17 protein-coding genes and 1 pseudogene are annotated in these 25,474 nt (G+C 58.7%); 7 read left to right on the top strand and 11 right to left on the bottom strand.

The genetic code is table 11. The features are described from left to right. Positions 1 to 8 precede the first annotated feature (8 nt). Positions 9 to 1,283 carry an ABC transporter substrate-binding protein gene (locus tag ACMXYI_RS24725; RefSeq protein ID WP_415769486.1) on the bottom strand — a complete coding sequence of 425 codons (1,275 nt, stop codon included), beginning with the start codon at positions 1,281 to 1,283 and terminating at the stop codon, positions 9 to 11. Positions 1,284 to 1,452: 169 nt separating this feature from the next. Here ACMXYI_RS24725 and ACMXYI_RS24720 point away from each other — a divergent pair, with 169 nt between their 5' ends. Beyond that, on the top strand, positions 1,453 to 3,021 hold the full coding sequence (locus ACMXYI_RS24720) for a carbohydrate porin (RefSeq protein ID WP_415769485.1): 1,569 nt from the start codon (positions 1,453 to 1,455) through the stop codon (positions 3,019 to 3,021). Between the two features lie 91 nt (positions 3,022 to 3,112). On the opposite strand, the pseudogene ACMXYI_RS24715 reads toward ACMXYI_RS24720, so the two are convergent. Beyond that, a pseudogene (locus ACMXYI_RS24715) lies at positions 3,113 to 3,283 on the bottom strand (LysR family transcriptional regulator); the annotation flags it as partial. A gap of 151 nt (positions 3,284 to 3,434) precedes the next feature. Between ACMXYI_RS24715 and ACMXYI_RS24710 the strand changes: the two are divergent. Then, positions 3,435 to 4,280: an SDR family NAD(P)-dependent oxidoreductase gene (locus ACMXYI_RS24710; RefSeq protein ID WP_415769484.1), complete on the top strand. Its 846-nt coding sequence runs from the start codon at positions 3,435 to 3,437 to the stop codon at positions 4,278 to 4,280. 151 nt (positions 4,281 to 4,431) lie between these two features. Here ACMXYI_RS24710 and ACMXYI_RS24705 read toward each other — a convergent pair whose 3' ends face one another. Further along, a complete protein-coding gene (locus ACMXYI_RS24705; RefSeq protein WP_415769483.1) occupies positions 4,432 to 5,898 on the bottom strand; it encodes an efflux transporter outer membrane subunit in 1,467 nt (488 codons plus the stop codon). Positions 5,899 to 5,985: 87 nt separating this feature from the next. Between ACMXYI_RS24705 and ACMXYI_RS24700 the strand changes: the two genes are divergently transcribed. The 3 genes from ACMXYI_RS24700 (at position 5,986) to ACMXYI_RS24690 (ending at position 10,989) form a co-directional block, all read left to right on the top strand. Then, positions 5,986 to 6,606 (top strand): TetR/AcrR family transcriptional regulator, encoded by a 621-nt coding sequence (locus ACMXYI_RS24700; RefSeq protein ID WP_415769482.1) that lies wholly within the window; start codon positions 5,986 to 5,988, stop codon positions 6,604 to 6,606. Positions 6,607 to 6,784: 178 nt separating this feature from the next. Next, positions 6,785 to 7,906, top strand: a complete 1,122-nt coding sequence (locus tag ACMXYI_RS24695) for an efflux RND transporter periplasmic adaptor subunit (protein WP_415769481.1) — start codon at positions 6,785 to 6,787, stop codon at positions 7,904 to 7,906. Beyond that, a complete protein-coding gene (locus ACMXYI_RS24690) occupies positions 7,903 to 10,989 on the top strand; it encodes an efflux RND transporter permease subunit (RefSeq protein ID WP_415769480.1) in 3,087 nt (1,028 codons plus the stop codon). Before ACMXYI_RS24695 ends, ACMXYI_RS24690 begins: the two co-directional genes overlap by 4 nt. A 249-nt stretch (positions 10,990 to 11,238) precedes the next feature. On the opposite strand, the gene ACMXYI_RS24685 is transcribed toward ACMXYI_RS24690, so the two are convergent. The 4 genes from ACMXYI_RS24685 to ACMXYI_RS24670 form a co-directional block, all read right to left on the bottom strand. Next, positions 11,239 to 12,195 carry a 2-hydroxyacid dehydrogenase gene (locus ACMXYI_RS24685; protein ID WP_415769479.1) on the bottom strand — a complete coding sequence of 319 codons (957 nt, stop codon included), beginning with the start codon at positions 12,193 to 12,195 and terminating at the stop codon, positions 11,239 to 11,241. A gap of 33 nt (positions 12,196 to 12,228) precedes the next feature. Continuing rightward, entirely contained in the window at positions 12,229 to 12,987 is a 759-nt protein-coding gene (locus ACMXYI_RS24680; protein WP_415769478.1) for an SDR family oxidoreductase, read from the bottom strand. Between the two features lie 43 nt (positions 12,988 to 13,030). Further along, entirely contained in the window at positions 13,031 to 13,723 is a 693-nt protein-coding gene (locus ACMXYI_RS24675; protein WP_415769477.1) for a fumarylacetoacetate hydrolase family protein, read from the bottom strand. A 98-nt stretch (positions 13,724 to 13,821) separates the two neighbouring features. Then, on the bottom strand, positions 13,822 to 15,171 hold the full coding sequence (locus tag ACMXYI_RS24670; protein ID WP_415769476.1) for an MFS transporter: 1,350 nt from the start codon (positions 15,169 to 15,171) through the stop codon (positions 13,822 to 13,824). A 585-nt stretch (positions 15,172 to 15,756) separates the two neighbouring features. On the opposite strand from ACMXYI_RS24670, the gene ACMXYI_RS24665 reads away from it, so the two are divergent. After that, positions 15,757 to 16,689 (top strand): helix-turn-helix transcriptional regulator, encoded by a 933-nt coding sequence (locus ACMXYI_RS24665; protein WP_415769475.1) that lies wholly within the window; start codon positions 15,757 to 15,759, stop codon positions 16,687 to 16,689. 4 nt (positions 16,690 to 16,693) lie between these two features. Here the strand turns inward: ACMXYI_RS24665 and ACMXYI_RS24660 are convergent, their stop codons facing one another. Further along, entirely contained in the window at positions 16,694 to 17,059 is a 366-nt protein-coding gene (locus ACMXYI_RS24660) for a response regulator transcription factor (protein WP_415773976.1), read from the bottom strand. 44 nt (positions 17,060 to 17,103) lie between these two features. Next, complete coding sequence (locus ACMXYI_RS24655) at positions 17,104 to 18,096, bottom strand: response regulator (RefSeq protein ID WP_415769474.1); 993 nt, start codon at positions 18,094 to 18,096, stop codon at positions 17,104 to 17,106. Between the two features lie 353 nt (positions 18,097 to 18,449). Between ACMXYI_RS24655 and ACMXYI_RS24650 the strand changes: the two genes are divergently transcribed. Beyond that, positions 18,450 to 23,504: a trifunctional serine/threonine-protein kinase/ATP-binding protein/sensor histidine kinase gene (locus ACMXYI_RS24650; RefSeq protein WP_415773975.1), complete on the top strand. Its 5,055-nt coding sequence runs from the start codon at positions 18,450 to 18,452 to the stop codon at positions 23,502 to 23,504. Between the two features lie 55 nt (positions 23,505 to 23,559). Here the strand turns inward: ACMXYI_RS24650 and ACMXYI_RS24645 are convergent, their stop codons facing one another. Together ACMXYI_RS24645 and ACMXYI_RS24640 are read right to left on the bottom strand one after the other, a co-directional pair. After that, on the bottom strand, positions 23,560 to 24,060 hold the full coding sequence (locus tag ACMXYI_RS24645; RefSeq protein WP_415769473.1) for a helix-turn-helix transcriptional regulator: 501 nt from the start codon (positions 24,058 to 24,060) through the stop codon (positions 23,560 to 23,562). 222 nt (positions 24,061 to 24,282) lie between these two features. Further along, positions 24,283 to 25,395 (bottom strand): alkene reductase, encoded by a 1,113-nt coding sequence (locus ACMXYI_RS24640; protein ID WP_415769472.1) that lies wholly within the window; start codon positions 25,393 to 25,395, stop codon positions 24,283 to 24,285. Positions 25,396 to 25,474: the final 79 nt, after the last annotated feature.

Genomic DNA, 25,474 nt, shown 5'->3' with positions numbered 1-25,474 from the left:
CTTGTGGCTTACCAGTTCCGGCGTTTGATGCGCGTGAGTTCGCTTTCCAGTTCGGCCAGCGCCTGATCGACAGGTAACTCGCCCGCCAGCACGCCATGCACTCGATCGAAGAACGCATTGGAGACCCGTGGATAGCGATCGGCAGTGATGGAGGCGGGACGCATCACTCCATCGTTGAGAATGCTGTGCAGCTGACTGTAATAAGGCATTGCCGCGAGCAATTCGGGATCTTGATACAGCGACTCGATAACCGGGTTATAGGCGCCTATCAGGGAACGACGTTTTTGCTCTTGGGCACTGGTCAAGTAGCTCACCAGCTCTGCGGCAAGTTTTGGATGGGCGCTGTAACGCGATACCGCCAGGCCCCAGCCACCGAGGGTGGAGGCATGGCTGCCGGTCTCGCCGCCGCGGGGCAGGGGAGCGACCCCGACCTTGTCTTTTACGGCACTGTCCTGGCTTTGCACCAGGGCCCAGACATAAGGCCAATTACGCATGAACAACGCATTTCCCGACTGGAATACGCCACGTCCTTCTTCCTCGGTGTAATTGAGCACGCCCCGCGGGGAGATGTCTCCGACCCAGCTTTTCGCCAGGGTCAAAGCTGTTCTTGAGGCCTGATTGTTGACCACGATGTCGCCTCGTGAATTGACCAGTCCGCCTTCCGGTTGGCTGCTGATCCACTCCAGCGCATTGCACGTCAGGCCCTCGTAGGCGCGCCCCTGAAATACGTAACCCCATGCATTGGGATTCCCGGCAGTGCGCTCGGCCTGTTGAATACTCTTGGCGGTAGCGGTCATTTCTTCCCAGGTCTGTGGCACCTGCTGGTTGTACTTCTCGAGCAAGTCCTTGCGGTAGTACAGCAGACCCGAGTCGGTGAACCACGGCATCGTCACCAGCCGTCCGTTCACCGTGGCGTTATCCACCTGTGCCTGGAAGTAGCCTTGGGTCGGGTTGGCGGGAAGCACCTCGCGCAGATCCATCAGATGTTTGGCCAGCATCCCCGGCCACACCATATCTATTTGAATGATGTCGATGTCGCTGGATTGCGCACTGAGAATCTGTTGGTAGAACGACAACCGCTCGGTTGCCGAGTTAGGCGTGGAAACCACCTCGACGTTGTTGCCAGTCTGTTTCGACCACGCCTCGACAGCCTCCTTGCAGAGTTGCAATTCCGCACCTACCGCACCGCACGAGATCGTTAAATCGGCTGCGCTCGAGAGGGATGGAAGCCCGGCGCAGAGGGTGAGCAGCGCTGCTGGAAGGAGAGATTTCAGCTGTTTCATAAAGCCCTCTTTATTTTTGTTTTTAGAAAAGTTAACGTTAACATCGCCAAATGTAGCAGCGTATTTGCGATGAGGCATCCTTTTTTTCGTCGATTTTGACAATTCATACCTAAGGAAAAAAAGGCCGGTCGCGGGAACAAAACAATAAAAACAAAACAGGGAAATCCACATGCAGAAAGCATCAAGCTGGCTACTCGCAGGCGTGCTCGGCACCTCGGCGGCGACCTCTCAGGCCGCGACTCTGGAAGAACGCATGGCCGCGTTTGAAGCCCGTGCCAGCGCCGCGGAAAAGCGTGCAGCCGCAGCCGAACAGCAAACCCAGGCACTCGCCAGGGAATTGCAGCAGATCAAACTCGCCGCTCCCGCATTGCACCCCGCCGCGTCCACTGCGACAGCCATTGTGGGGCCCACTTTGGACACCCGGCTGGCAAAACTCGAAGCGCGTCAGCAAAGCATGGAAAAGCAGGGCGGTACCGGAGGACACCTCACTGACGGGTTCAGCTTCAAGGGTTACGCTCGCTCCGGATTACTGATCAACGATGGGCTGGGGGGTGGGCGTGGCGGTCCCTATACAACCCCGGCCGGGTCAGTCGGTGGCGCCGTCGGGCGACTCGGCAATGAAGACGACACCTACATGCGCATCGACCTGTCGAAAGAAGCCTATGCGCAGAACGGCACCCGTTCCAAATTCACGGTTTCCATCGCCGATGGTGTGGAAAGTTCCAATGACTGGACGGCCGACGAAAGCAATCTGAACGTGCGTCAGGTATTCACCGAGCTCGATCATCTCGCCGCCTTCAAGGGGAGCTCGGTGTTCGAAAACTCCACGTTGTGGGCAGGCAAGCGATTCGACAGGGACAATTTCGATATCCACTGGCTGGACTCGGACGTCGTCTTTCTGGCTGGCACCGGGGGAGGTATCTACGATGTGCAGATGAACAAGGATTGGCGCTCGAATTACTCCTTGATCGGGCGTAACTACGGGGATTTCAGTGAGGGCGGTGTCAATGCCGATGTGGAAAGCTACATCCTGACCTCCAACCAGTTCTTCGACAGTGGTCAGTGGCAGTGGATGTTCAATGGTATTGGCTCAAAGAAAAACGACATCGGCACCCGCACCAATGAAGCGGGCCTGACGCCCGCGGATTCCGGCTTGCACAGCATGCTGGCCAATCACCAGAAAGACTTTTTCGGCAGGGAAGGCTTCTTCAAAACGGCACTGCTCTATGGGCAAGGTCTGGGAGCAGAAGTCAAAAACATTGGCTCGGATGGCGAACTGATCGACGACGCCCGCGCTCTGCGGCTGGCGCTTTATGGCGAGACACCCCTTGCGTCTGGTTGGCGAGTCGGCCCCAGTTTGCTGGCCGAACAGAGCAAGGATCGATACGTCAAAGGTGATGACTACCGCTGGATGACACTGAACGTGCGTTTGGCCAATGAAATCAACAGCAATTTCGAGATGGCCTACGAGTTGAGCTGGCAAACCATGAACCTCGACCCCAAGGGTTATCTACAACGTAATGCGGTCGACGGCAACTTCTGGAAATTCACTATCGCCCCGACATTCAAACCTGACGTTGGAGACCTGCTCACACGTCCCGAATTGCGAGTATTCGCAAGCCTCATGAATTGGTCTTCGGACCTGGACAGATATAGTTCCACAGACAACTTCGGCAAGTCGGACTTCAACGCCGGAGGTGTATGGCAGTACGGCATACAGATGGAAACCTGGTTTTGATATCCGCTTCATCTGCGACAGGCTTCGTGCTGTAACGCTTGACTCAAGGACTACAACCTGGCGCTCTAGCGAACCTGTTCGGCCAGGGCGCCTTTACCCCGCGCTTATTACGCGTGAACAGGCTGAAACCCAATTTGTCTTCCAGGCGATTGATGGCCTGACTCAGGGGCGGCTGGGCCATGTGCAGGCGAATCGCGGCTTTGTGAAAATGCAATTCTTCAGCCACGGCGATGAACTGCCTGAGCAGTCGGGTTTCGATCATTCTTCCGTTCCTTCATTTGAATTGATCAGTGCTGCGAGCTTGCTCCAGACATTGATTTGATATGAGCCAGGTATCAACTTCGCCCCTCATTAGTATTAAACAAGCCAGTTGTTCATTGTTAAGGTGAGGTGGCAATCAAGAGGGGGAATCAATGAACTTTACAGGAAAGACTGCGATTGTAACCGGCGCTGGCCGAGGCCTGGGTTTCATCTACGCACGGGAATTGGCAAGGCTGGGCGCCAATGTCGTGATCAGTGATATCGGCTCGGACAATATCGGCGAAGGTGCGGATACGTCCATTGCCCTCGATGCTGCACGAACGCTTCAGTCCGAAGGTTACAGCGTTGTCGGTCACCACGGTGACCTGGCTGACGAGCACGGTTGTCGGCAATTGATCGAGACGGCCATCGAGGCCTACAGCCAACTCGATATCGTGATTCACAACGCCGGTTGGGTCGGTTATCAATCGATTGAAGAGGCCGAGTTGTCATTTATCGAGCGCGCGGTGGATATCAATATCTATACGCCCATCTGGTTGTGCAAGCATGCCTGGAAATACCTCCGGCAATCTGCGGCTGCGCGCGTGGTGCTGACCTCTTCAGATCGGGCGATGTATCAACAATATGCTCAGCCAGGCCTGGTGGCTTATGCGGCTGGCAAGATGGCGCAACTGGGCATCATGAACGCGCTGAGCATGGAAGGCGCGACCGATGGCATCCTGGTCAATGCGGTATCGCCCGTTGCCAAAACCAGAATGTGGGGCGTGACCGGGGAACCGGACAATCTGAAGCCTCAGTGGGTGGCTCCCGGTGTGATTTTCCTGGCTTCGGAGCTGTGTCAGGACACCGGTTACATTCTGCGAGCCAGTAATGGCCAATTCACCGCTACACGGTTTTCCGAGAATGAGAGCGTCGACTATCCCGTCGACCTGGCCCGGGTCAAGGCATCCAGCGCCGAGCAAATTGCTCAATTGTGGGACCACATCAAGGAGTGTTGAAATTCCTGCTCAGGAAGAGCTGCGTCTGCGCATCAGATCACCGGGAGAAGTAAAAAACAGACCGGTTTTTACGCCGTTAACGCCTTCATCAAGTGATGGGTACCGAAGATTTTCATGACCCGTTTCAGGTTGTAGACGAGCACGTGCAAGCTCATTGTGCACTCGAGATCGAACGGCCATTTGAGTCTTCGCGCTGCCAGCCGCCGCCCAATGCTTTGAATGTGGCCACTGCAGCGCGAGCCGATTCAGTTTGTGCTTGGGCTCTACCATCAGATGCCGCTAAAAGATTTTCATCGGCGTCCAATACTTCTATCAGACTGACCACGCCTTTTTCATACGCGGTAAACGACGTCGCTCGTGCTTCCGCATAAGCAGATTCGCCCTGGGCTAGCTTTTCGGATTGCTGCTCGCGGTTGATCAGTGCCGAAAAAGCGGTTTCGACATCCTCGCAGGCCCGCAGAACTGACTGGCGGTAAACGGCTATCGCTTCGGCTTCTTGACCCTTCGCCAAGTCAATTTGGGCGTTGATACGGCCAAAATCGAATAGCCTCCAGCGTAGTCCCAGGACCGCCGAGGCCTGGCTGGCACCGTTGCTGAAAAGATTCCCGCTGGATACCGATGTAGCGCTGCCAAGCAGCGCACCCACAGAAAACTTGGGGTAGTACTCGGAGATGGCTTCGCCGATGCGAGCATTCGATGCCGCCAGTCGGCGCTCAGCGACGATCAAATCTGGACGTCGACGCAGCAGATCGGCCGGAGAGCCTATGTCGGCGAGACTTGGCACATCAGGGATGCGCGCCGACTTAATCAATTGCGCGCTGTAAGTACCCGGCGGTTTGCCTAACATGACATCCAGCGCATTCATCGCAGCTGCAAGGCCAGCCTGCAGTACCGGCACGGTGGCCTGTGCTTGATTCAGCGACCCTTGGGTCTGGTTCAACTGCAGTTCAGCAGCTATTCCTTTTGCATACAGGTGCTCGATGGTGGTGAGCAGTTGTTGTCGCGTGTCTACTTGCTTTCGGGCAATTTCCAGGCGTGCTTGCAGGCCACGGATGCTGATGTAAAGGTCTGCAGTCTGCGCTACCACCGCGAGGCGTGTGGCAACCGCTCCGGCTTGGGAGGCCTGATAATCGGCGAAGGCTGCCTCTTTGCCTCGGCGTAGTCCGCCAAATACGTCCAGTTCCCAACTTGCATTCAGATTCGCCTCATAGGCGCTACCGTAGCGATTAAAGGATGGGTCTGAACTCAGTACTTGGCCCAAAGGTGTCTCCACGGACTGCCGGGCTCTGGCCGCTTGGCCATTGACGGTAGCCGATGGCAAAAGCGCTGCATTAGCGGCCCCCAAACCCGCGTGAGCCTGCTCGATCCTTGCTGTTGCTTGAGCTAAATCGAGATTTTGTTCAAGTGCTCGATTGATCAACTGACTGAGCACGGGGTCATTGAACGCGTTCCACCAAGCGGCGAGATCAGTTGGTGCTGTATCAACTTGGTGTGCTTTAGGTGTTTGCGCCAAAAAATGCTCAGGCAATTCCACATCGGGCTCTGAATAGTCAGGGCCCACTGCGCAACCCGCAACCATACCGAACCACAGCAAGACGGCAAAACGAGGAGGGTGCATGTGATACCTTCGGAATGATCGATTTGTGACGATATTACAATTTGGTCACAAGTTGTCAACTACCTTCAGGGTGCGTAAGCTGCTCGCATGAACCAGCCATCAGTTTCTTCGCCCAGCGCCCGTGGCCCAGCCGATCACGAGATCCGAGACCAGATTGTCGCGGCGGCCAACGAACATTTCAGTCAATACGGTTACAGCAAGACAACAGTCTCCGACCTGGCCAAAGCCATCGGCTTTTCCAAGGCTTACATCTACAAGTTCTTCGATTCCAAGCAGGCGATTGGTGAGGCTATTTGTAGAAATTGTCTGTCGGAAATCGTTTCGGCTGTTGAGCAGGCCACCAATGTTGAGGGTATCTCCCCGACTGAGCGCTTTCGGCGGTTGGTCAAAACCTTGATCGCCAAGGGTGTAGACCTGTTTTTTAACGACCGAAAACTTTATGACATCGCGGCGTTCGCCGCTTCGGAAAGCTGGCCCAGCTCACGAGTTTATGACGCGCGTATCAAGAGCTTCGTGCTGCAGATTGTGCGAGAGGGGCGGGAACTCGGTGAGTTTGAGCGCAAGACACCGCTGGACGAGACAGTGGAATCGATTCATCTCGCTCTACGGCCCTTCATCAATCCTTTGCTGTTGCAGTACAACCTCGATGTTGTTGAAGAGGCTCCTGGGCTCATTTCCAACCTGATTCTACGCGGCCTGATGCCTTAAAAGGCTTGGCTGATGGACCCGTTGCGCATCCGCAGCAGCATGCGTATCTAAATAATCAGATCTCAAACCCCTCTGTGTTGCCCTGATCATCAGGGCAACTTTCATTTGTCTGAATTGTGACCATTGACATAATTGGTCACTTGAATAAGCATGGTGCATCCGCTTCCAAGAGGTCTCTATGATCCAGCGCCGCCACATGTCATTCATTTTCATTGGCTTATTGCCGTTTGCCTTAGCCGCATGCAACGAGGCCATACCTTCAGATCCTCGCCTCCAAACGCCCTTGGTGCGCATCGCGGTGGTTCAACCCTCCGTGCCAGCAGATCGCGTATTCACCGGTATCGTCGCAGCTCGAGTTCAGAGCGATCTCGGATTTCGAGTTCCTGGCAAAGTGCTGGAACGTTTGGTGGACACTGGGCAGAGTGTCAAGCGCGGGCAGCCACTCATGCGAATCGATGCTAATGATCTGGCGCTGACCGCGCGGGCGCAGCAGGAAGCGGTGCTGGCCGCCATGGCCCGATCCCGGCAGGCCTCCGATGACGAGCTTCGCTACCGTGATTTGGTGTCTGTTGGTGCTGTTTCTGCTTCTGCTTACGCAGGGTTCAAAGCGGCTGCCGAGTCGGCGAAAGCGCAGCTTAACGCGGCCAAAGCCCAGGCTGATGTGGCGAGAAACTCTACCGGATATTCGACGTTGCTGGCTGATGCTGACGGGGTTGTTGTGGAGACCTTGGCAGAGCCGGGGCAGGTGATAGGCGCAGGTCAGGTAGTGGTCCGTGTTGCCCATTCCGGGCAGCGCGAGGCGGTGATCCAGTTGCCTGAAACGCTACGTCCTGCGTTAGGGTCGTCGGCGACGGTTGAACTTTATGGGCAAAACCAACGTGCAGGCAGCGCGCGTTTACGCCAGTTGTCCGATTCGGCTGACCGGCAAACCCGTACATTTGAGGCGCGCTATGTGTTGGAGGGCGCGCTTGCTGATGCCATCCTGGGTTCGACCATCTCAGTTGCTATAGACGGTTCGCCAGTCGCCAATTCCAATGAATTACAAGTGCCTATCGCTGCCCTCTACGACGCGGGTAAAGGTCCTGGTGTCTGGGCCGTTGGAGGCGAGCCTGAGCAGGTGACGTGGCGCCCTGTCACGATCCTCAGCCTAAGCAATGCAGAAACTGCTCGAGTTACGGGCAACCTCCAGATCGACGATCGTATCGTCGCGCTGGGCGCGCATCTGTTAAGTGAAGGGGAGCGGGTCAGGTCTCAAACGGCAGTCAGCGCCCAAGCACCGGTGGCCGAGGTGCGCCGATGATCGGGTTCAATCTGTCCGCACTGGCGGTGCGTGAGCGTTCGATCACGCTGTTTTTGATTCTGCTGATTTCCGTAGGTGGGCTGTATGCCTTCTTCAAACTGGGGCGCGCGGAAGACCCTGCCTTCACCATCAAACAAATGACGGTGGTTACTGCTTGGCCTGGGGCGACTGCTCAGGAGATGCAGGACCAGGTGGTTGAAAAGCTGGAAAAGCGCATGCAGGAACTGCGTTGGTACGACCGGACCGAGACCTTTACCCGACCTGGCTTGGCTTTCACCACAGTTTATCTGCTCGACGGCACGCCGCCCTCCGCCGTCCCGGAGGAGTTTTACCAGGCACGCAAGAAAATCCTTGATGAGGAGAAGGGGTTGCCGTCCGGGGTGATCGGCCCGATGGTCAATGATGAGTATGCTGATGTCACCTTCGCTCTATATGCGCTAAAGGCCAAGGGTGAACCGCAACGCTTGCTGGTGCGCGAGGCTGAGGTCTTGCGCCAGCGTCTGCTGCATGTGGCGGGAGTGAAGAAGGTCAATATCATCGGTGAGCAGTCCGAGCGCATTTTTGTCGAGTTTTCATACGAGCGTCTGGCGACACTGGGTGTTTCCGCACGAGATATCTTCAGTGCGATGAACGCGCAGAACATGATGACTCCGGCCGGTTCGGTCGAGGCGAAGGGCCCACAGGTATTCATCCGACTGGATGGTGCGTTTGATGACTTGCAGAAGATTCGAGATACGCCGTTGGTAGTGCAGGGCAGAACCCTCAAATTATCCGATGTGGCTGAGGTCAAGCGTGGTTATGAGGACCCCTCTACGTTCTCGGTGCGCAACAACGGAGAGCCGGCATTGTTGCTCGGCGTAGTGATGCGCGATGGCTGGAACGGCCTTGATTTAGGTAAGGCGCTCGACGCCGAGACAACGTCGATCAATGAGCAAATGCCTTTAGGCATGACGCTGACCAAGGTCACCGATCAGGCGGTGAATATTGGCGGGTCCGTCAACGAGTTCATGGTCAAATTTTTCGCGGCGCTAGGGGTGGTGTTGCTGGTGTGCTTCCTCAGCATGGGATGGCGAGTCGGTATCGTCGTCGCTGCGGCGGTGCCGTTGACTCTGGCTGCGGTGTTCATTGTCATGGCCGCCACAGGTAAAGACTTTGACCGGATTACGCTGGGATCGTTGATTCTGGCGCTGGGGCTACTTGTGGACGATGCAATCATTGCCATTGAAATGATGGTGGTGAAAATGGAGGAGGGCTACGACCGAATCAAAGCCTCCGCCTATGCCTGGAGCCATACTGCTGCCCCCATGTTGTCCGGCACGCTGGTCACTGCCATTGGCTTTATGCCAAACGGTTTTGCCAAGTCCACCGCCGGTGAATACACCGCCAATATGTTCTGGATCGTCGGCATTGCGCTCATTACCTCCTGGGTGGTGGCAGTGGTGTTCACACCTTACCTGGGCGTCAAACTGCTGCCGCAGATCAAGGTGCCTGAGGGGGGGCATGCAGCGATTTACGGTACACCGAATTACCTGCGTTTCAGGCGTCTGTTGGGGGCGGTTATTCGCCGTAAAGGCCTTGTAGCGATATCCGTCGTGGCCTTGTTCATTGTGGCGATTCTTGGCATGGGCGTGGTAAAGAAACAGTTCTTCCCTACATCAGACCGGCCCGAGGTGCTAGTTGAGGTGCAGATGCCATACGGGACGTCGATCGAGCAAACCGATTCGGCGTCGGCCAAAGTCGAGGCGTGGTTGGCAAAACAACCGGAGGCTCGAATAGTTACCGCCTACATTGGTCAGGGCGCGCCACGCTTCTATCTGGCGATGGCACCTGAGTTGCCCGATCCTTCGTTTGCAAAAATCGTCGTGCTGACGGCGAGCCAGGAAGAGCGCGAGGCGCTCAAAATCCGGCTCCGGCAAGCCGTGGCTGATGGCTTGGCGCCTGAAGCACGGGTGCGTGTAACACAGTTGGTGTTCGGTCCTTATTCGCCGTACCCGGTGGCCTTTCGGGTTATGGGCGCGGACCGGACAGTGTTGCGCGATATCGCCGCACAGGTGCGCGAGGTCATGGCTGCCAGTCCCATGATGAGAACCGTCAACACCGACATGGGCGAGCGCGCTCCGGCACTCCATCTCACACTGGATCAGGACCGTTTGCAGGCCTTTGGCTTGACCTCCACTGATGTTGCTCAGCAGCTGCAGTTCCTGTTGAGCGGAGCGCCTGTCACCCAAGTGCGTGAAGACATCCGTTCGGTCCAGGTGGTCGCTCGCTCTGCGGGAAATACACGTCTGGATCCTTCAAAAATTGACGCCTTCACGCTGACTGGTGCCCAGGGTCAACGGGTATCGCTGTCTCAGGTCGCGACGGTGGATGCGCGCATGGAGGAGCCCATTCTGCGGCGCCGTGACCGTACTCCAACCATCACCGTACGCGGTGATGTAGCTGAAGGTCTTCAGCCCCCGGATGTCTCCAGCGCCTTGATGAAGCAACTGCAACCGATCATTGAACAGTTGCCTGTGGGCTACCGGATTGAGTTGGCAGGCGCGATCGAGGAGTCGGGTAAAGCGAACAAGGCATTGCTGCCGTTGTTCCCGATCATGATCGCGCTGATGTTACTGACCATCATTATTCAGGTGCGCTCGATGTCGGCGATGATCATGGTTTTCGCCACCGCGCCCCTGGGGCTGATTGGTGTGGTGCCGATTCTTCTGCTGTTCCAACAGCCGTTCGGGATCAACGCCTTGGTGGGACTGATTGCGTTGTCAGGGATTCTGATGCGCAACGCGCTGATCCTTATCGGTCAGATTCATTCCAATGAGCAAGCCGGCCTGGCGCCTTATGACGCATTGGTCGAAGCCACTGTACAGCGGGCGCGGCCGGTGATCCTCACGGCGATGGCAGCGATGTTGGCTTTCATTCCGCTGACCCATTCGGTGTTCTGGGGCACGCTGGCGTACACGCTGATTGGCGGTACGTTTGCCGGCACAGTGCTGACATTGGTGTTCCTGCCAGCGATGTACTCCCTCTGGTTCAAGATCAGACCTGAGTCTGCAAGTGATGTGGCTGCGCGTACTCAATCCGCATGAGCAATGCGAGCCTGGACCGCTTCGAGACGCAGAGGAGAACCAAGATGACTTCGTTGGCCCGGTTGGTGGAGCAATTTGATCCCGGTGAGCCATTTGAGGCTCCTGCTTATTGGTTGCAGGGTGGAACGGTATTTAACGCTGCTCTTTGCTACAGGCCTCGCGCTGTGGGTCGCCTTCCAGTTGGGCGTCGATCTGTTTACCTGACACCGAGCCACCGAGGGGACGCAACGTCCCCACGGTGGCCAACGTTCAGTCAGTCACGGAACCCTGCGGTATTCTCCCGGCGAAACTGTCCACCAGGCTCGCCACCACCATCTCTCCCATTCGCGTGCGAGTCTGCAGCGTCGCACTCGCGCGATGGGGCTGCAGCACCACGTTCTCGTTACCAAACAGGGCCTCGGGCACGTTCGGTTCATCGACAAACACATCCAGTGCCGCACCCGCGATCTCATCAGCGGCAAGCGCCGCCACCAGATCCACCTCGTTGACCAGTTTGCCGCGCGCCACGTTGATCAGATACCCGTCCTTGCCCAGCGCTTGCAGCACCTCGGCATTGATGATGGCTTCAGTCTTGTCGGCAGCGGCCGCGAGAATCAGCGCATCACTGTTGCTGGCCAGTTGCTTCAGATCGGCGATGAACGTGTGGTTCACATCGCTCATCGGCTGCAGATCGGTGTAACTGATCGGGCAGCCGAACGCCGCGGCCCGGGTCGCCACTGCACGGCCGACCCGGCCCATGCCGACGATCCCGATGCGCATGCCCGACACCTGGCGCGCCAACGGCAACGGGGCCAACGGCGTCGGGCTATGGGGCCATTGCCCCGAACGCACATAACGATCACTGGTGCACAGGCCCCGGCACACGGCAATCAACAATCCGATGGCCAGGTCGGCGACGTCTTCGGTCAGCGCGCCGATGGTCGCGGTCACGCGAATTCCGCGATCCCGGGCGTACGCCAGATCCACCGCATCGGTACCTACGCCGTTGACCGCCACCACTTCCAGTTTGGGCAGTTGCGCCATCAGTGCCTGGCTGATCCCGGTATGCCCGCCGGTGATTACCCCGCGAATGTTCGCGCCGTGTGCCTGCAAATAAGCCTGCTTGTCGGCCTGCTGGAAGTAACGTCTGACGGTAAACAGTTCATCGAGCCGCGCGTTGATTTCAGGGATCAGGATCGGGCTGAGCTGCAAGACTTCTGGCTTCATGTAAACCTCGCGTAACGGAATAAAAAGGCCGGTTTAACCGCGACCGGCAAACGGCATGGCACTGGCCATGACGGTCATGTTCAGGACGTTCGCCTCCAGCGGCAGGCCGGCGATGTAGCGCACGGCATCGGCGACATGCTTGACGTCCACCATCGGCTCCACGGCTATGGTGCCGTTGGCCTGGCGTACGCCTTTGGTCATGCGCACCGACATTTCGGTCAGGGCGTTGCCAATGTCGATCTGGCTGCAGGCGATGTTGAATTCGCGCCCGTCCAGGGCCAGGGATTTGGTCAGCCCCAGCACCGCATGTTTGCTGGCGGTGTAGGCGCTGCTGAAGGGGCGTGGGGTATGCGCCGAGATCGAGCCGTTATTGATGATGCGTCCGCCCTGTGGCTGTTGCCGGCGCATCAGTGCGAAGGCACCACGGGCGCAGAGGAAAACGCCGTTGAGGTTGGTGTCGATCACGTTTCGCCACTGCTCGAACGTCAGCTCATCGAGCGGCACGGGAGGGGCATTGACCCCGGCGTTGTTGAAGACCACGTCGAGGCGTCCGTATACCTCGGTGATGGTGGCAAACAGCGCATCGACACTGACCGGGTCGCGCACATCAGTGGGCACCGCCAGCGCTTCGTGTCCTTCGCTGAGTGCCAATTCGACCAAGGCCTGCAACGGCTCCGGCCGACGTCCGGCCAATACCAGGGTGAATCCGTCGGCCATCAGAGCCAGCGCCACGGCGCGGCCGATTCCGCTACCGGCGCCGGTGACCAGGGCCACTTTCAAAGGACTGGACATGCTGTTATCTCCTCTTTGTAATTCACGAGCGCGTATGTCGGGTTCAAGGTCGCTGACCGACGCGCATTTCCAGTTGGCCGATGCCGTCAATCCCGGCGTTAATGATGTCGCCCGGTTGCAGCACATCGACGCCTGCCGGGCTGCCGGTCATGATCAAGTCACCGGCCCGGAGCGCTACCGATTGCGAGATGCGGCTGATGATTTCACTGACTGACCAGATCTGACTGTCCAGGCTGTCGCGCTGGCGCTCTTCGCCGTTGACGTTCAGCCACAAATCGCCGTCCGGGTGTCCGGCGCGAGTCACTGGCACGATGGCGGTCATCGGCGCGGCGCCGTCGAACACCTTGGCGCCTTCCCACGGCAAACCATTGCTTTTGGCCGCGCGCTGGACATCACGACGGGTCAGGTCAAGACCGACGGCATAGCCCCAGACATAGGCCAGCGCCTGACTCTCCGGAATATTGGCGCCGCCTTCACCGATGGCCACGACCAATTCGATTTCGTGGACAAATTCTTCGGTCAACGGCGGGAAAGTCACTTCACCCGCCGCATCCACCACGCTGCTCGCGGGTTTCATGAAGAACACTGGCGGCTGGCGGGACTGGCCTTGGGTGTCTGGCCAAGGGTAGTTGCGACCGACGCAAAATACCCGGCCAACGGGAAAGCGCTGCTGACTGCCGGCAACCGGCAAGGTCATGGGCAGATCCGGGGTAAACACATATTCGGTCATCGTCATTTTTGTAGTCGTCCTGTTTGAAGCGTCAGCGTACGGCGGCAATCTTTTGCAAAGTTGGACGAAAGCCGCCTCGTGTTGGAGAAAAACGGTTTCTTGGCTCAGCGCACCTTGAGTTCGATGCGGTACAAGCGACCGAGCAGCAACGAATAGGACAAGGTCCCCATCAGCGCCACTCCGCCAATGAACCAGAAGGCGTAGGCAAACGAGCCTGTCGCATGGACGATGCCGCCAATCACGATTGGGGTGACAATCCCGCCGATGTTGGCGGCCAGGCTGGTGACCCCGCCGGTCAGTCCGATCAACTCCTTGGGCGCGACTTCCGACACCGCCGCCCACGACGACGAGGCGATTCCCTGGGCGAAGAAGGCTATGGTCAGTACGGCGATGCAGATCACGTTCGAGTCGGTGAAATTCACCAGCACAATCGACATGCCCAGCATCGATCCGACTACCAATGGCAACTTGCGAGCGAAGGACATTGAGTAACCACGGCGTATCAGCAAGTCAGAGACGATGCCGGCGAGCAAAATGCCGACCGTTGCGCCCACGAACGGCAGCACTGCGAAGATCCCGGCCTTGATCATGGTCAGCTTGCGCTCTTCGATCAGGTACGTCGGGAACCAGGTCAGGAAGAAGTACAGCGCCGAGGTGCTGGCGAACTTGCCAATGCAAATCGCCCAGATCTGCCGATAGCTGAACAGCTCGGCGATCTGCCGCCAGTTGAACCGGGTGCGCTCCTGACTGCTCTTGACCAGACCACCCCCGGCTTCGATGTACTTCAGTTCTTCCGGGCTGACGTTCTTGCAGCTCAGCGGATCGCGGTACAAGTAGAGCCAGATCACACCGAACACAATGCCGAGTATCCCGGTGCTGTAGAAAACATGGCGCCAGTCATAGGTCGTGGCCAGCCATAACAGCACGCCGGTAAACAGTGCCGTGCCCAGATATTGGCCGCACACGTAAATGCTGCTGGCCAGGCCCCGTTCCCGGGCCGGGAACCACACCGTGACCGCTCGGCTGTTGGCCGGAAACGCTGGAGCTTCCATGGCACCGACGGCCAGTCGCAGCCCGAACAGCGAAGCGAATCCTGTGGCAAAGCCTTGGCACACGGTGACCGTCGACCAACTGATCAGCGACACCCCGTAAGTGAACCGGGAACCGAAGCGATCGGCGATGAACCCGGCGGGGACCAAGGCGAGTGCGTAGGTCCACGCAAACGCGGAAAAAATCAGGCCCATTTCGATCTTGTCCAGGCCCAGGTCCTTGGCCATGAACGGTGCGGCAATCGAGATGTTCACGCGGTCGATGTAGTTGATGATGGTCGCAATCAGCAGCAACGACAGCATGAACCAGCGCCGACGCGTCGGCAGTCGCTGAGGCAGCAGGGCGTCCCGGGCGCCGGCGTTCACCGACGGCGCGGTGGACGGGGAGGTTTGCGAGTTCGACATGAGTAGACCTTTTTATTGTTAGAAGAATCGAGATGTTCGCGCGCAGCCGAAACCGATGCCCTCAGTGTTCGGGCAGAGCAATCGCTACTTGAATGAGAGGCGCGGACAGCCGCTGTCAGGCGCTCAGATACGCCTTCGGATCGGCTCGATCGGGGGAGGGTTGGCGAGGGGGAAAAACAGGTTCATCACGTGCGCACCTTTTGATTGTTTTTGGAAGGATCGGGCTGCATTGATTGTCACAGTGGTCGTACAACCTCTCAAAATCAACGGAGGCGTTAGATCGTTTTTTCTTCTGAAAAAGGCGATTAATGCAGGTGTCCAAGAAAAACCAAATCAGCTCATTTCCTTCGTTATGCTTCATGTGTTTAATAACTTATTGTTTTTAAAGGATTAAATATTTACGTGTGCTCGTAGTTTTTTGGACAGACGACACATCACACACCGATACAATTAATTCTCTGAATTTCGTTGTCATCCTATGACGTGTTGAAGCCAGCGGTGTCTGCCTTCACAATCACCGCAGTCGCCGCTTGCATTCCGGCGCGACGACAACCTGTCCATGTACCAGTCGAGGAATCCCAGGCGATGTCGTCACCCGATCGAGTGCCCACTTACGTCATGCAGCAACGCAGCGAATTGACGGACTTTTACATCCGCGACAAAAAGGGCCGGCGCGCCGAAACCAACCCGCATCGCCATGAGTATTTCCAGATCCAGGTCAACCTCGGTGGCGATACCGTGCAGCACATCGGCAACGTCGAACGTCCGTTTCCGCGCAATACGCTGGCCTTCATCCTGCCGCATCGCGTGCACGTGATTCCGCATCCGGCCGACAGTAATTTCATGGTGATCAATTTTTCCCAGACCTTCCTGCTGCCGCATTTGCAGTGCGACCCGATGGATCTGGAGGAAGTCTCGATTCTCCTGGCCCCGGAGTTATCGCCGTTCCGCTTTCAGGAACATCTGGATTTCATTCTGGCCGATGAAGATTTCAGCAAAGTCTGTGCCCTGATCGAACAGATGCGTGTGCTCGATGAAAACCGTCAGTTCGGCACTCGCGAGATGCTCAAGGGCTTGCTGCTGCAATTGGTGGGGAGCGTCTGTGCCCTGTATGCCGAGCCGCTCAAACGGTTGGCCGAAGAGAATGCCGCCGAAGTCAGCCGACGCGATGCGCTGAGCAGGATGTCGGAATACTTGCGCAAGAACATCGCCGACCCCGACCTCAACCTGATCAAGGTGGCTGCTGCGACTTACCTGTCACCGACGTATCTGACGCACTGGTTGCGCAAGGAAATCGGCAAGACCTTCACTGAACTGGTACTCGAACGCCGGATGCACGCGGCGCGCAATTATCTGCTCAATGGAACGCGGCCGGTGGGGGAGGTGGCGAGATTGTGCGGTTTCGCTGACGAGGCTTATTTTTCGCGACGCTTCCGCCAGATCCACGGCCAGCCTCCAGGACAATTCAGGCGTCAGCAACTCAATCCTGATACGCCGCAATCGCCGTCCAATACGTGATTGTTCATCGCTCACATTGCAGCGCAAACTCGACGGCGCTCAGCAAGACATCGCCGCTGAAGGGTTTACGCAAGCACTCGATGGGCTCATAGCGGCTGGATTCGGCCAGTGTGGCTTCATCCCAGTGTGCCGACATGCAAATCACTGGAAATTTTCTGCCCTTGAGCGTCAGCGCGCGCATGACGTCCAGCCCTGAGAGGCCGTTCATTTTCAGATCCAGCAGCAGGCAGGCAACGTCATCGAAGTTTTCGAGGGCCAGGAATTCCTCGCCCGAGGCGAACACCCGAGAACGGTACCCGGCCGACCGGAGCAGGTTGGCCAGGCTTTTGCGTACGGACGCATCGTCGTCCACGATGCAGACGATGATCATGGCGCTACGGGATAATTCGGGGGGGGCGCAGCCAGTCTCCATAGTCATGAAGAACCCTGCATGCCAAACGCTGGCTCCGTGCTGATCAAGCCATACAGCTTGACCAGATTGACCAGCGAGCGCGTCTGCATTTTCTCCATGATGTGTTTGCGATGGACCTTGGCGGTGACTTCACTGGTGCCCAGCTGGTTGGCGATGTGCTTGTTGGACAGACCCGCGACGATCAGTGGCAGCACTTCGCGCTCACGGGGGGTCAACAGGGCGGCCCTTTGACGTGCGCTTTGTATGCGTTGCCATTGCTCGAACGCCGTCGCTGCACGTTGACGGGTGGCGCGCAGGGTGTCCAACAATTGGTCGTCGTTGAATGGTTTGGTCAGGAACTCGACCGCACCTGCTTTCATGGCCTGCACCGACATCGAGATGGTGCCGAAACCGGTCATGAAAATGACCGGCCACGGATGACCGCTCTGTCCGAGCGCCGATTGCAGTTCCAGGCCTGTCGCCTCGGGCAGACTGACGTCAAGCAACAGGCAAGCGGGGCCGACGTCGAGGTCAGCGTTGAGCAGTTCTTCGGCCGAGGCGAATATCCGGTGCGCGATGCCTTCGGCCCGCAGCAGTCGGCTGAGTGCTGTACGCACGGTCGCTTCATCGTCGACGATGAACACCGGCACGCTGTCAGGATCGATCGTCTCCTGATCCTCCGACGCCAAAGGGCCCAGTGCCACCGGATGGAACAGGGGCAGGGGCGGTTCACGTTCTTTCAATAGTCGGTAACCTCGACGCGGGACCGTCTGGATGAGTTCTTTTTCTCCGAGCAACTTGCGCAGTGAGGAGATCTGCACCTGCAGATTGTTTTCCTCGACGACGGTGTCGGGCCAGACCTGTGTGATCAATTCATCTTTACTGACAATCCGGCCATCGGCCCGCATCAGCACCGAGAGGATTTCGAACGCGCGGCCCCCGACACGCAGCGGCCGCCCATCAAGAAAGGCTTCGCGCCGCTCCAGGGAAATAGTGGCTTGGCCGAGTCGGATCATGCGTTCCTCTGCACTGCGTTGACGGAGAGTGACGCCGGAGCATCGATTCATCAGGGCTACACGCTAGGGGACGGCCTCGCATAATGCAATTATCCCGAGGGATAACACACCGTGATTTCAGTGCGCAAAAACTATCGGGTACAGGGCATTACGACAGCCATCATGGTGCCGATGACGGACAGGATTACCCGCATGCAGCCGTCGGGCCAGAGCCTTGCGTATACTCCAGGGCCCAGCCCGAAACGAATCTTCAGCGGTGATTGTTCATGTCCAGCCGTCCTCTCTCAACATCCGGTTCCCGCAGTCTTGATGTCGTCCACGATGAAGCCTGGCTGGAACGCTGCACCTTCTCCATGCTGCGTCGGGAAAATGACCTGACCTGGTTCACGCTTCAGGACCCGCCGTCGGGCACACACTGGCTCGCCGCCCGGGCACCGATTCAGCTGCCCGCCACGTGCCAGCGGCTGGAGCGCGATTTTCATCTGCGCCTGGATCCGGCCTGGGCGATTGCCCCAGTTGCGTTTATCCGCTCGGCCGAGGGGCCCTTGTTGATCTATCCCGCCTCGGGGACGCCGCTGATGGACCTGGTCGGTGACACCACGCTGCCGCTGGGGCGCTTGCTGGCCATCGCCGTGGCGGCGGCCAACGCGCTGGCCTGTGCCCAGAAAACGGGTGTGCGACATTCCAGCCTGCTGCCCCACCACTTGATGGTGGAAACCGCCGATTCGGTCAGACTCCTGGGTTTTCACAGTCATGCCGCAGAGGTGCCCACCGCTGAATTGCCCGGCCTGGAACATTGGCCGTACCTGGCGCCCGAACAGGTACGGCGCGATGCCGCCTGTTTTGACGCACGCAGCGATATCTACGCCCTGACCGTCATCCTCTATCAAGCGCTGACCGGCCGACTGCCGCTCACCGCCCGCGACCCCTCGCAATGGCTGCACGTGCACGCCGCCGTGCAACCGCAATCACCGGCAGTCCATGTTGCCGATCTGCCGGTAGGCATCTGCCAAGTGCTGCTCAAAGGCTTGGCGAAGGAACCGGGTGCCCGCTATCAGAGCGCCGAATCGATGGCCGCGGATCTGGCCTGGTGCCAACAGCAGTGGCTGGAACACGAGCGCATCGATGGGTTTCGGCTGGGTGCCTTCGATTCGTTGCCTTCTGTGGCCCGCGGTGATGTTCTGTTTGGTCGAGAGTCGGAACGCACGCAGTTGATCGAGCAGATAAGTCAGGTGCGCAGCGATGGCATCGCCCGGGTCCTGCTGGTCGGTGGCGCGCCGGGTGCCGGCAAGTCGACGCTGATCCACCAGGGTGTCCGGCCTCTGGCGCCCGGCTACTGGGCCAGCGGCAAGAGCAATCTGCTGCAGCAGGAAATTCCCTACGCGCCATTGGCGGAGATCTTCAAGTCGCTGATGACCCAATTGCTGGGCAAGCCGGCTCTGGAACTGGAGACGCTGGGCGAGCAACTGATTGAACGCCTCAAGGGGCGGGGCAAACTCCTGGCGGAGCTGGCGCCCGAGGCCGAGCTGGTCATCGGTGTCGCGCCTGAACTGCCGAACATGCCGGCCCGGCATGCGCTTGATCGTGCCAATCAAACGCTACTCGATGTTTTGGAAGTCTTCGCTCAGCCGGGACGACCCCTGGTGCTATTCGTCGATGACGTGCAGTGGGCCGACGATTCGACGCTGTCGTTCTTGCACGCCTTCATCGCCCGGCCGCCCCGGCATCTGGCGCTTATTCTGGCGTACCGTGAGGCCGAATCGCAGTCCCTCCAGCGTGAGGGTGGGTTGCTGCAGGTGTTGGAGCATGGGCAATCGTTACCCTGTGCAAGCGTCATGCTCGGTCCACTGTCGGTGCCAGCAGTCGCGGAACTGATCGCCGCCGAACTGGACACCGACCCCGAGGCTATCGACTCGCTCGCGCCAGTCGTGCACTACAAGACGGCCGGCAACCCTCTTTTCGTCAGCCAGGTGTTGCGCGCGTTGATCGATGAACGTCTGGTGCGCTTCGACGTACACTGTCGCCGCTGGGCCTGGAACCAGGAGGAGGTGGAGGGTTACCGTTACGCCGATAACGTCGCGGACTTGATGGTGCAGCGACTCGAACGGCTGACGCCGATGGAACGCGAAGTGTTGCGTACGGCTGGATATATCGGCGGGCGCTGTGATGAGTTGCTGCTGCACCGGCTGTTGCCGTGTGATCCGCAGCAGATCAACCGTGATGTGCAAAGCCTGCTCGATGCCGGTTTTCTGTTGCGCGAGCGCGAGCAACTGGTGTTTCCCCACGACCGGGTACTTGAAGCAGCCTGTCAACTGGCTGCGCCAGCGGGACGCGCCGCCGAGCATGCCCGTATTGCCGCCGCCATGCTTGATCAGTGGGGTGAGCAGATCCATGAGCGTGTATTTGAAGTCGCCAGCCAGGTTCAGCGCATTGACGTGGACAACCCGGAGGCGCATCGCCGCGCCGCGTTCGTCGAGCTGTTGGTCGAAGCCGCCGAACGTGCCAGGGACACCGCCGCTGTCGAGCAGGCCGTGGGCTATCTGCGCACGGCCGAGCGACTGCTCGGGCAGACGGGGTGGTCGAACCTTTACACTCAGGCGTTCGCCACCCAATGGCTGGCTGCCGAATGTGACATGCTGCTGGCCGATCTGGCCGGCGCCCAACGCCGCCTCGACGACTGCCTGAATCACGCCACCACAGCGCTCGACCGCGCGAAAACCTATCGGTTACGGGCCACCTTGCGCACGTTGCACTCCGATTACGAGGGCGCGATAACCGAGGCGTTGACCGGGTTGGCCCTGCTGGATATTCCCCTGCAGCGCAAGCCCTCGCACGAACAGCTGAGCCTCGCGTTTGCCCAGGTACGCGCACTCGTGGGCGCGCGCCGCATCGCCGATCTGGTGCATTTGCCCAAGGCCGATGACCCGCCTGTCGAAGTGGCTATGGAGTTGCTCAGCACGTTGATTTCCTCGTTCTTCGTCAACGACGACATTCGTTTTCTGCATTTGGCGAAAATGGTCGAACTTACGTTGATGCATGGCACCACGCCGAGTAGCGGTTACGGGTTTGCCTGGTTTGGCGTGATGATTGCCGAGCGCTATGGCGAGTATGTGGACGGGCAGTCCTTCGCCGAAGTGGCCCTTGAACTCACTGACAAGCACGGCTACGAAGCCGGACGTACAGGTACGCTGGTGGCGCTTGATCAGGTCAGCCCGTGGACCCGACCGATGGCGTACGCCCGACAGAAGGCGTTTGCAGCATTCGAGTGCGGTCAGGCCGGCGGTGACCTGGGGATGTCCTGTTATGCCTGCAACCACATAGGCTCCGATCTGTTGTTCATGGGCGAACCCTTACAAGGCGTGTTGAACGAGCTGGAGCATGGCCTGGCCTGGGTGCGTCAGTTTCACTACATCGACATCGAACGCATCCTGCTGGCGCAACAGGCCTACGCCAGCGATCTGCGCGATGGGCGTCCGCACCGGCCGCTGACCGAACTGGACGGCACTGAACATGACCGTTTCGGCCCCATCGACCGCACCAGCGTGTCACAGCCGACGCTGTTCTGGACGTGGCTGTATTCAGGCATGTCTGCGTTTCATTTCGGCGATATCCCTTACGCATTGCGGCGCTTCGAAGAGGCGGCCGCGCTGGCCTGGTCCATTCCGGCGCACATCAATCTCGCCGATTACTACCTGTTCTACAGCCTGGCGCTGGGCAGTGCGCAGGCTCCGGGAGAGGTGGCCGAAAAACTGCAACAACTCGAGCGGCAACGTCTGCGGTTTCTGCCATGGGTCGAGCTCAACCCGACAACCTTCCGCAACAAATTGCTGCTGATTGAAGGGGTCATCGCCCGTTTGCGCGGTCAGGAACTGGTTGCTATCCGCTGCTTTGATCAGTCCCAGATCGCTGCTGCGGCGGCCGGTTTCATCCACGAGCAGGCGCTGGCCCATGAGCAGCTGGCTGAGATCTGCTTACCAAACGGGCTGGTGTCGGGTGCCAATCACCACCTGCGCGTCGCGCGCGACTGTTACAACCTCTGGGGTGCCGACGGCAAGGCCCGCCAGTTGGAAGCCTTGCACCCGTTTCTGAGCGCAGAGTTGTCGTTCGAACCTGTCCGGCCTGTGACCCAGGTCCGCCTTGATCTTGAAGTGGGAATCGAGGCGGCGCGCGCACTTTCGCAAGAAGTATTGCTGGAACGACTGGTCGAAACCCTGATGAACCACCTGATGATTCAGGCGGGTGCCGATCATGGCGCTCTGATGATCGTCAGCGGCGCCGAGCTGCAACTCGCGGCAACCGCTTCTGTCGAGGCCGGCAACGTGCGGGTCGCGCTGGACACCGGGCAGCCGCTCGAACAGATGGCGCCGACCTCGGTGCTCAACGCCAGCATGCGCACGCGCAACACTCTGGTGCTCGACGATGCCCGGGCAGATTGTCCCGAGGCCTACAGCGCCGACCTTCTACAGCGCCAGACGCGTTCCATGTTGTGCCTGCCGTTGCTCAGACAAGGCACATTGATCGGTCTGGTCTATCTCGAAAACAACCTGGTCCCCAAACTGTTCAGCGCCGAGCGCCTGACCATGCTGGAAATTCTAGCCTCCCAGGCCGCCGTGTCACTGCAAACCGCCCGGCTGTATGCGCGGCTGGTCGAGGACACCGAGCTGCGAGCGCAAATGGAAGCGGACTTGCGCAGTTCCCGGGCAGAACTGGCGCGTAGCTCGCACCTTAAAGTCATGGGCGAACTGTCTGCTTCGATTGCCCATGAAATCAGCCAGCCGCTGCTGGGCATCTTGTCTAACGCCTCGGCGAGCCTGCGCTGGCTTAAACGCGATCAGCCCGATCTGGAAGAGGCGATTCAGGGGCTGGAAGACATTCGTTCAGACAGCGCCCGCGCCGCCGATATTATCCAGGCGCTTCGCGCGCTCGCCAAACAGGCGCCGTTGCAACGGCTACCGGTGCAGATCGACGAGTTGATCGGTGACGTCGTGCGCCTGACCGCCACCGATCTGGCAAACCGCAACGTGCAACTGCAAACCCGGCTTGATGCGCAATGCCCGGTGTGGGTCGATGCGGTGCAGATCCAGCAAGTGGTGTTCAACCTGATCACCAATGCGCAGGAAGCCATCGCCGGAGCCGGGTTGCCAGACGGACGCATCATCATCGGCTCAGCGGTCAAGGACGATCATGTTCAAGTCTGCTTCCAGGACAATGGACCGGGAATTGGCGCACAACAGCGCGGGCAAATCTTCGATGCGTTCTACACCACCAAAGGCAGCGGCATGGGGATGGGGCTGGCCATCTGCAGGTCAGTGATCGGTGCGCACGGCGGGACGCTGGTGGTCCAGGACAGCGAGCAGGGCGCCAGGATCTGTTTCAATCTGCCGGTCGCGGCGGCCAGCGTCGGATAAAAAAAGGCCGCATGAGCGGCCAAAAGGGAGGAGTTCGTTCTATCAGTCGATCAGTTCACGCGTGCAGCGCCTGCGCGCTAGGTTGTCTCAAACCGTTGGCCACGCTATCGGGAATTCTCCTGTCGGGCATGTCCCGATCAATCATTGGCGTGTTGGGAGGTCGGTTTGTGATCACGTGATCAACGGCCCGCCGCCAGGCCTTGGGTGTCATCCCTTCCAGCCGGCTAAAGGTGTGGGTGAAATGCGAGTGGTCCGCGAAACCGCATTCATAGACGACGTCGGTGATCGGCATCGAGGTGATCAGCAGGCTTTTGGCTTTTTCGATTTTCATCCTCACCAGCCAACCTTGCGGTGAGTGGCCGGTACCCTTTTTGAACGCCCGGGAAAAATGGCTGCGCGACAGGTTGCAGTGTTCGGCAATCTCGCTGATGCGAACGCAGCTGCCCATATCACGCAGCATCAGTTCCTTGGCGCGGCGCTCTTGCCAGCTGGACAAGGCGCCCAGTGGTCGCGCAAGTTCACATGGATGGTCTGAATTCACCGATTGCGGGTTCATGGCAGCTCTCCTGATCGTTAGGGAAAGTCTGTCCGCCGGTGACCTTTAAAGTCCTTAAACAAGCCTTAAAAATTATGAAACTCATGGCCACACCGCTTTAGCGTGTGCTCATGGGCGATGGCCAGGACGAAGCGTCAGATCCGCGAACTTTGCGGGCCGAGATGAAGTTAGCCGCCACGGTGGCGGCCGACTTTCAGCCCGGTCAACTCCATTGAACCCAGGTCAGGAATGAACCGGGTAATCCACGTATCCTCGCTGATCGCCACCAAAGAAGGTGCTCGGATCCGGCGTATTGAGCGACAACCCGTCGCGAATTCGCCGTGGCAGATCAGGATTTGCCAGAAACGGTCTGCCGAACGCAATGATGTCCGCGCGGCCGTCGATCAGGGCCTGTTCCGCCGTCTCAGGGTCGTAGCCACCGGCGATCATCAACACGCCGTCCCATGCCGCACGCAATTGACCGATAATTTCATCCCAGCGCGGATCGAAGTTCTCGTCCTTGACGGTGCCGACGACAGCTGGCTCGACCAGGTGCAAATAGGCCAGCGTCCATTGGTTCAACGAGCGCACGATGTGGCCGAACGTCGCTTGCGGCGACTCATCGCCCATGCCCATGAAGCGTCCCATCGGCGTGAGGCGTACGCCCACGCGCTCTGCGCCTACTTCGTCGACCACTGCAGCGACCACTTCCAATAACAGGCGTGCACGGTTTTCCAGGCTGCCACCGTAAGCATCCTCGCGCTGGTTACTGTTGCTGTTGATGAACTGGTCCAGCAAGTAACCGTTGCCCGCATGAATTTCCACACCATCCATTCCGGCGTTCAGCGCATTGCGAGCGGCCCAGCGGTAGTCGCTGATGATGTCCGCGATCTCTGAGGTCTGCAGTGCTCGCGGCACCGGCACATCACCCCAGACACCGTTGCCATCCGCGTCGACGATGAACGTCTTGCCCGGCACGGGTAATGCGCTCGGGGCAACCGGGAGTGCGTTGTCAGGTTGAAAACTGGGGTGCGAGACGCGGCCCACGTGCCAGAGTTGCATGAAGATCAGGCCGCCGGCCTCGTGCACTTGGGTGCTGACTTCACGCCAGGCTTGCACCTGTTCATCGCTGTAGATTCCCGGCGTCCAGGCATAGCCCTGGCCCTGCCGGGAAATCTGCGTCGCCTCGGTAATGATCAACGCAGCGCTCGCCCGCTGGCGGTAATACTCGGCATTCATGGCCGTTGGAATATCGCCCGGTTGCCCGGCGCGTGAGCGTGTCAACGGCGCCATCGCCACTCGATGCGGGAGTGTGTAGGGGCCTAATGCGATGGGTTGGAACAGCTGCTGCGTCATAGAATTTCTCCAGGTTTCGAAAAGAGGAAGCAGGGCGGCGATGGACGCTTGGCCAGGCACCGGATGGCTGTAAGTTAAT

Source organism: Pseudomonas lyxosi (assembly GCF_047758685.1).
Classification (GTDB): Bacteria; Pseudomonadota; Gammaproteobacteria; order Pseudomonadales; family Pseudomonadaceae; genus Aquipseudomonas; species Aquipseudomonas lyxosi.
This window is presented reverse-complemented; position numbering and strand designations above follow the sequence as displayed.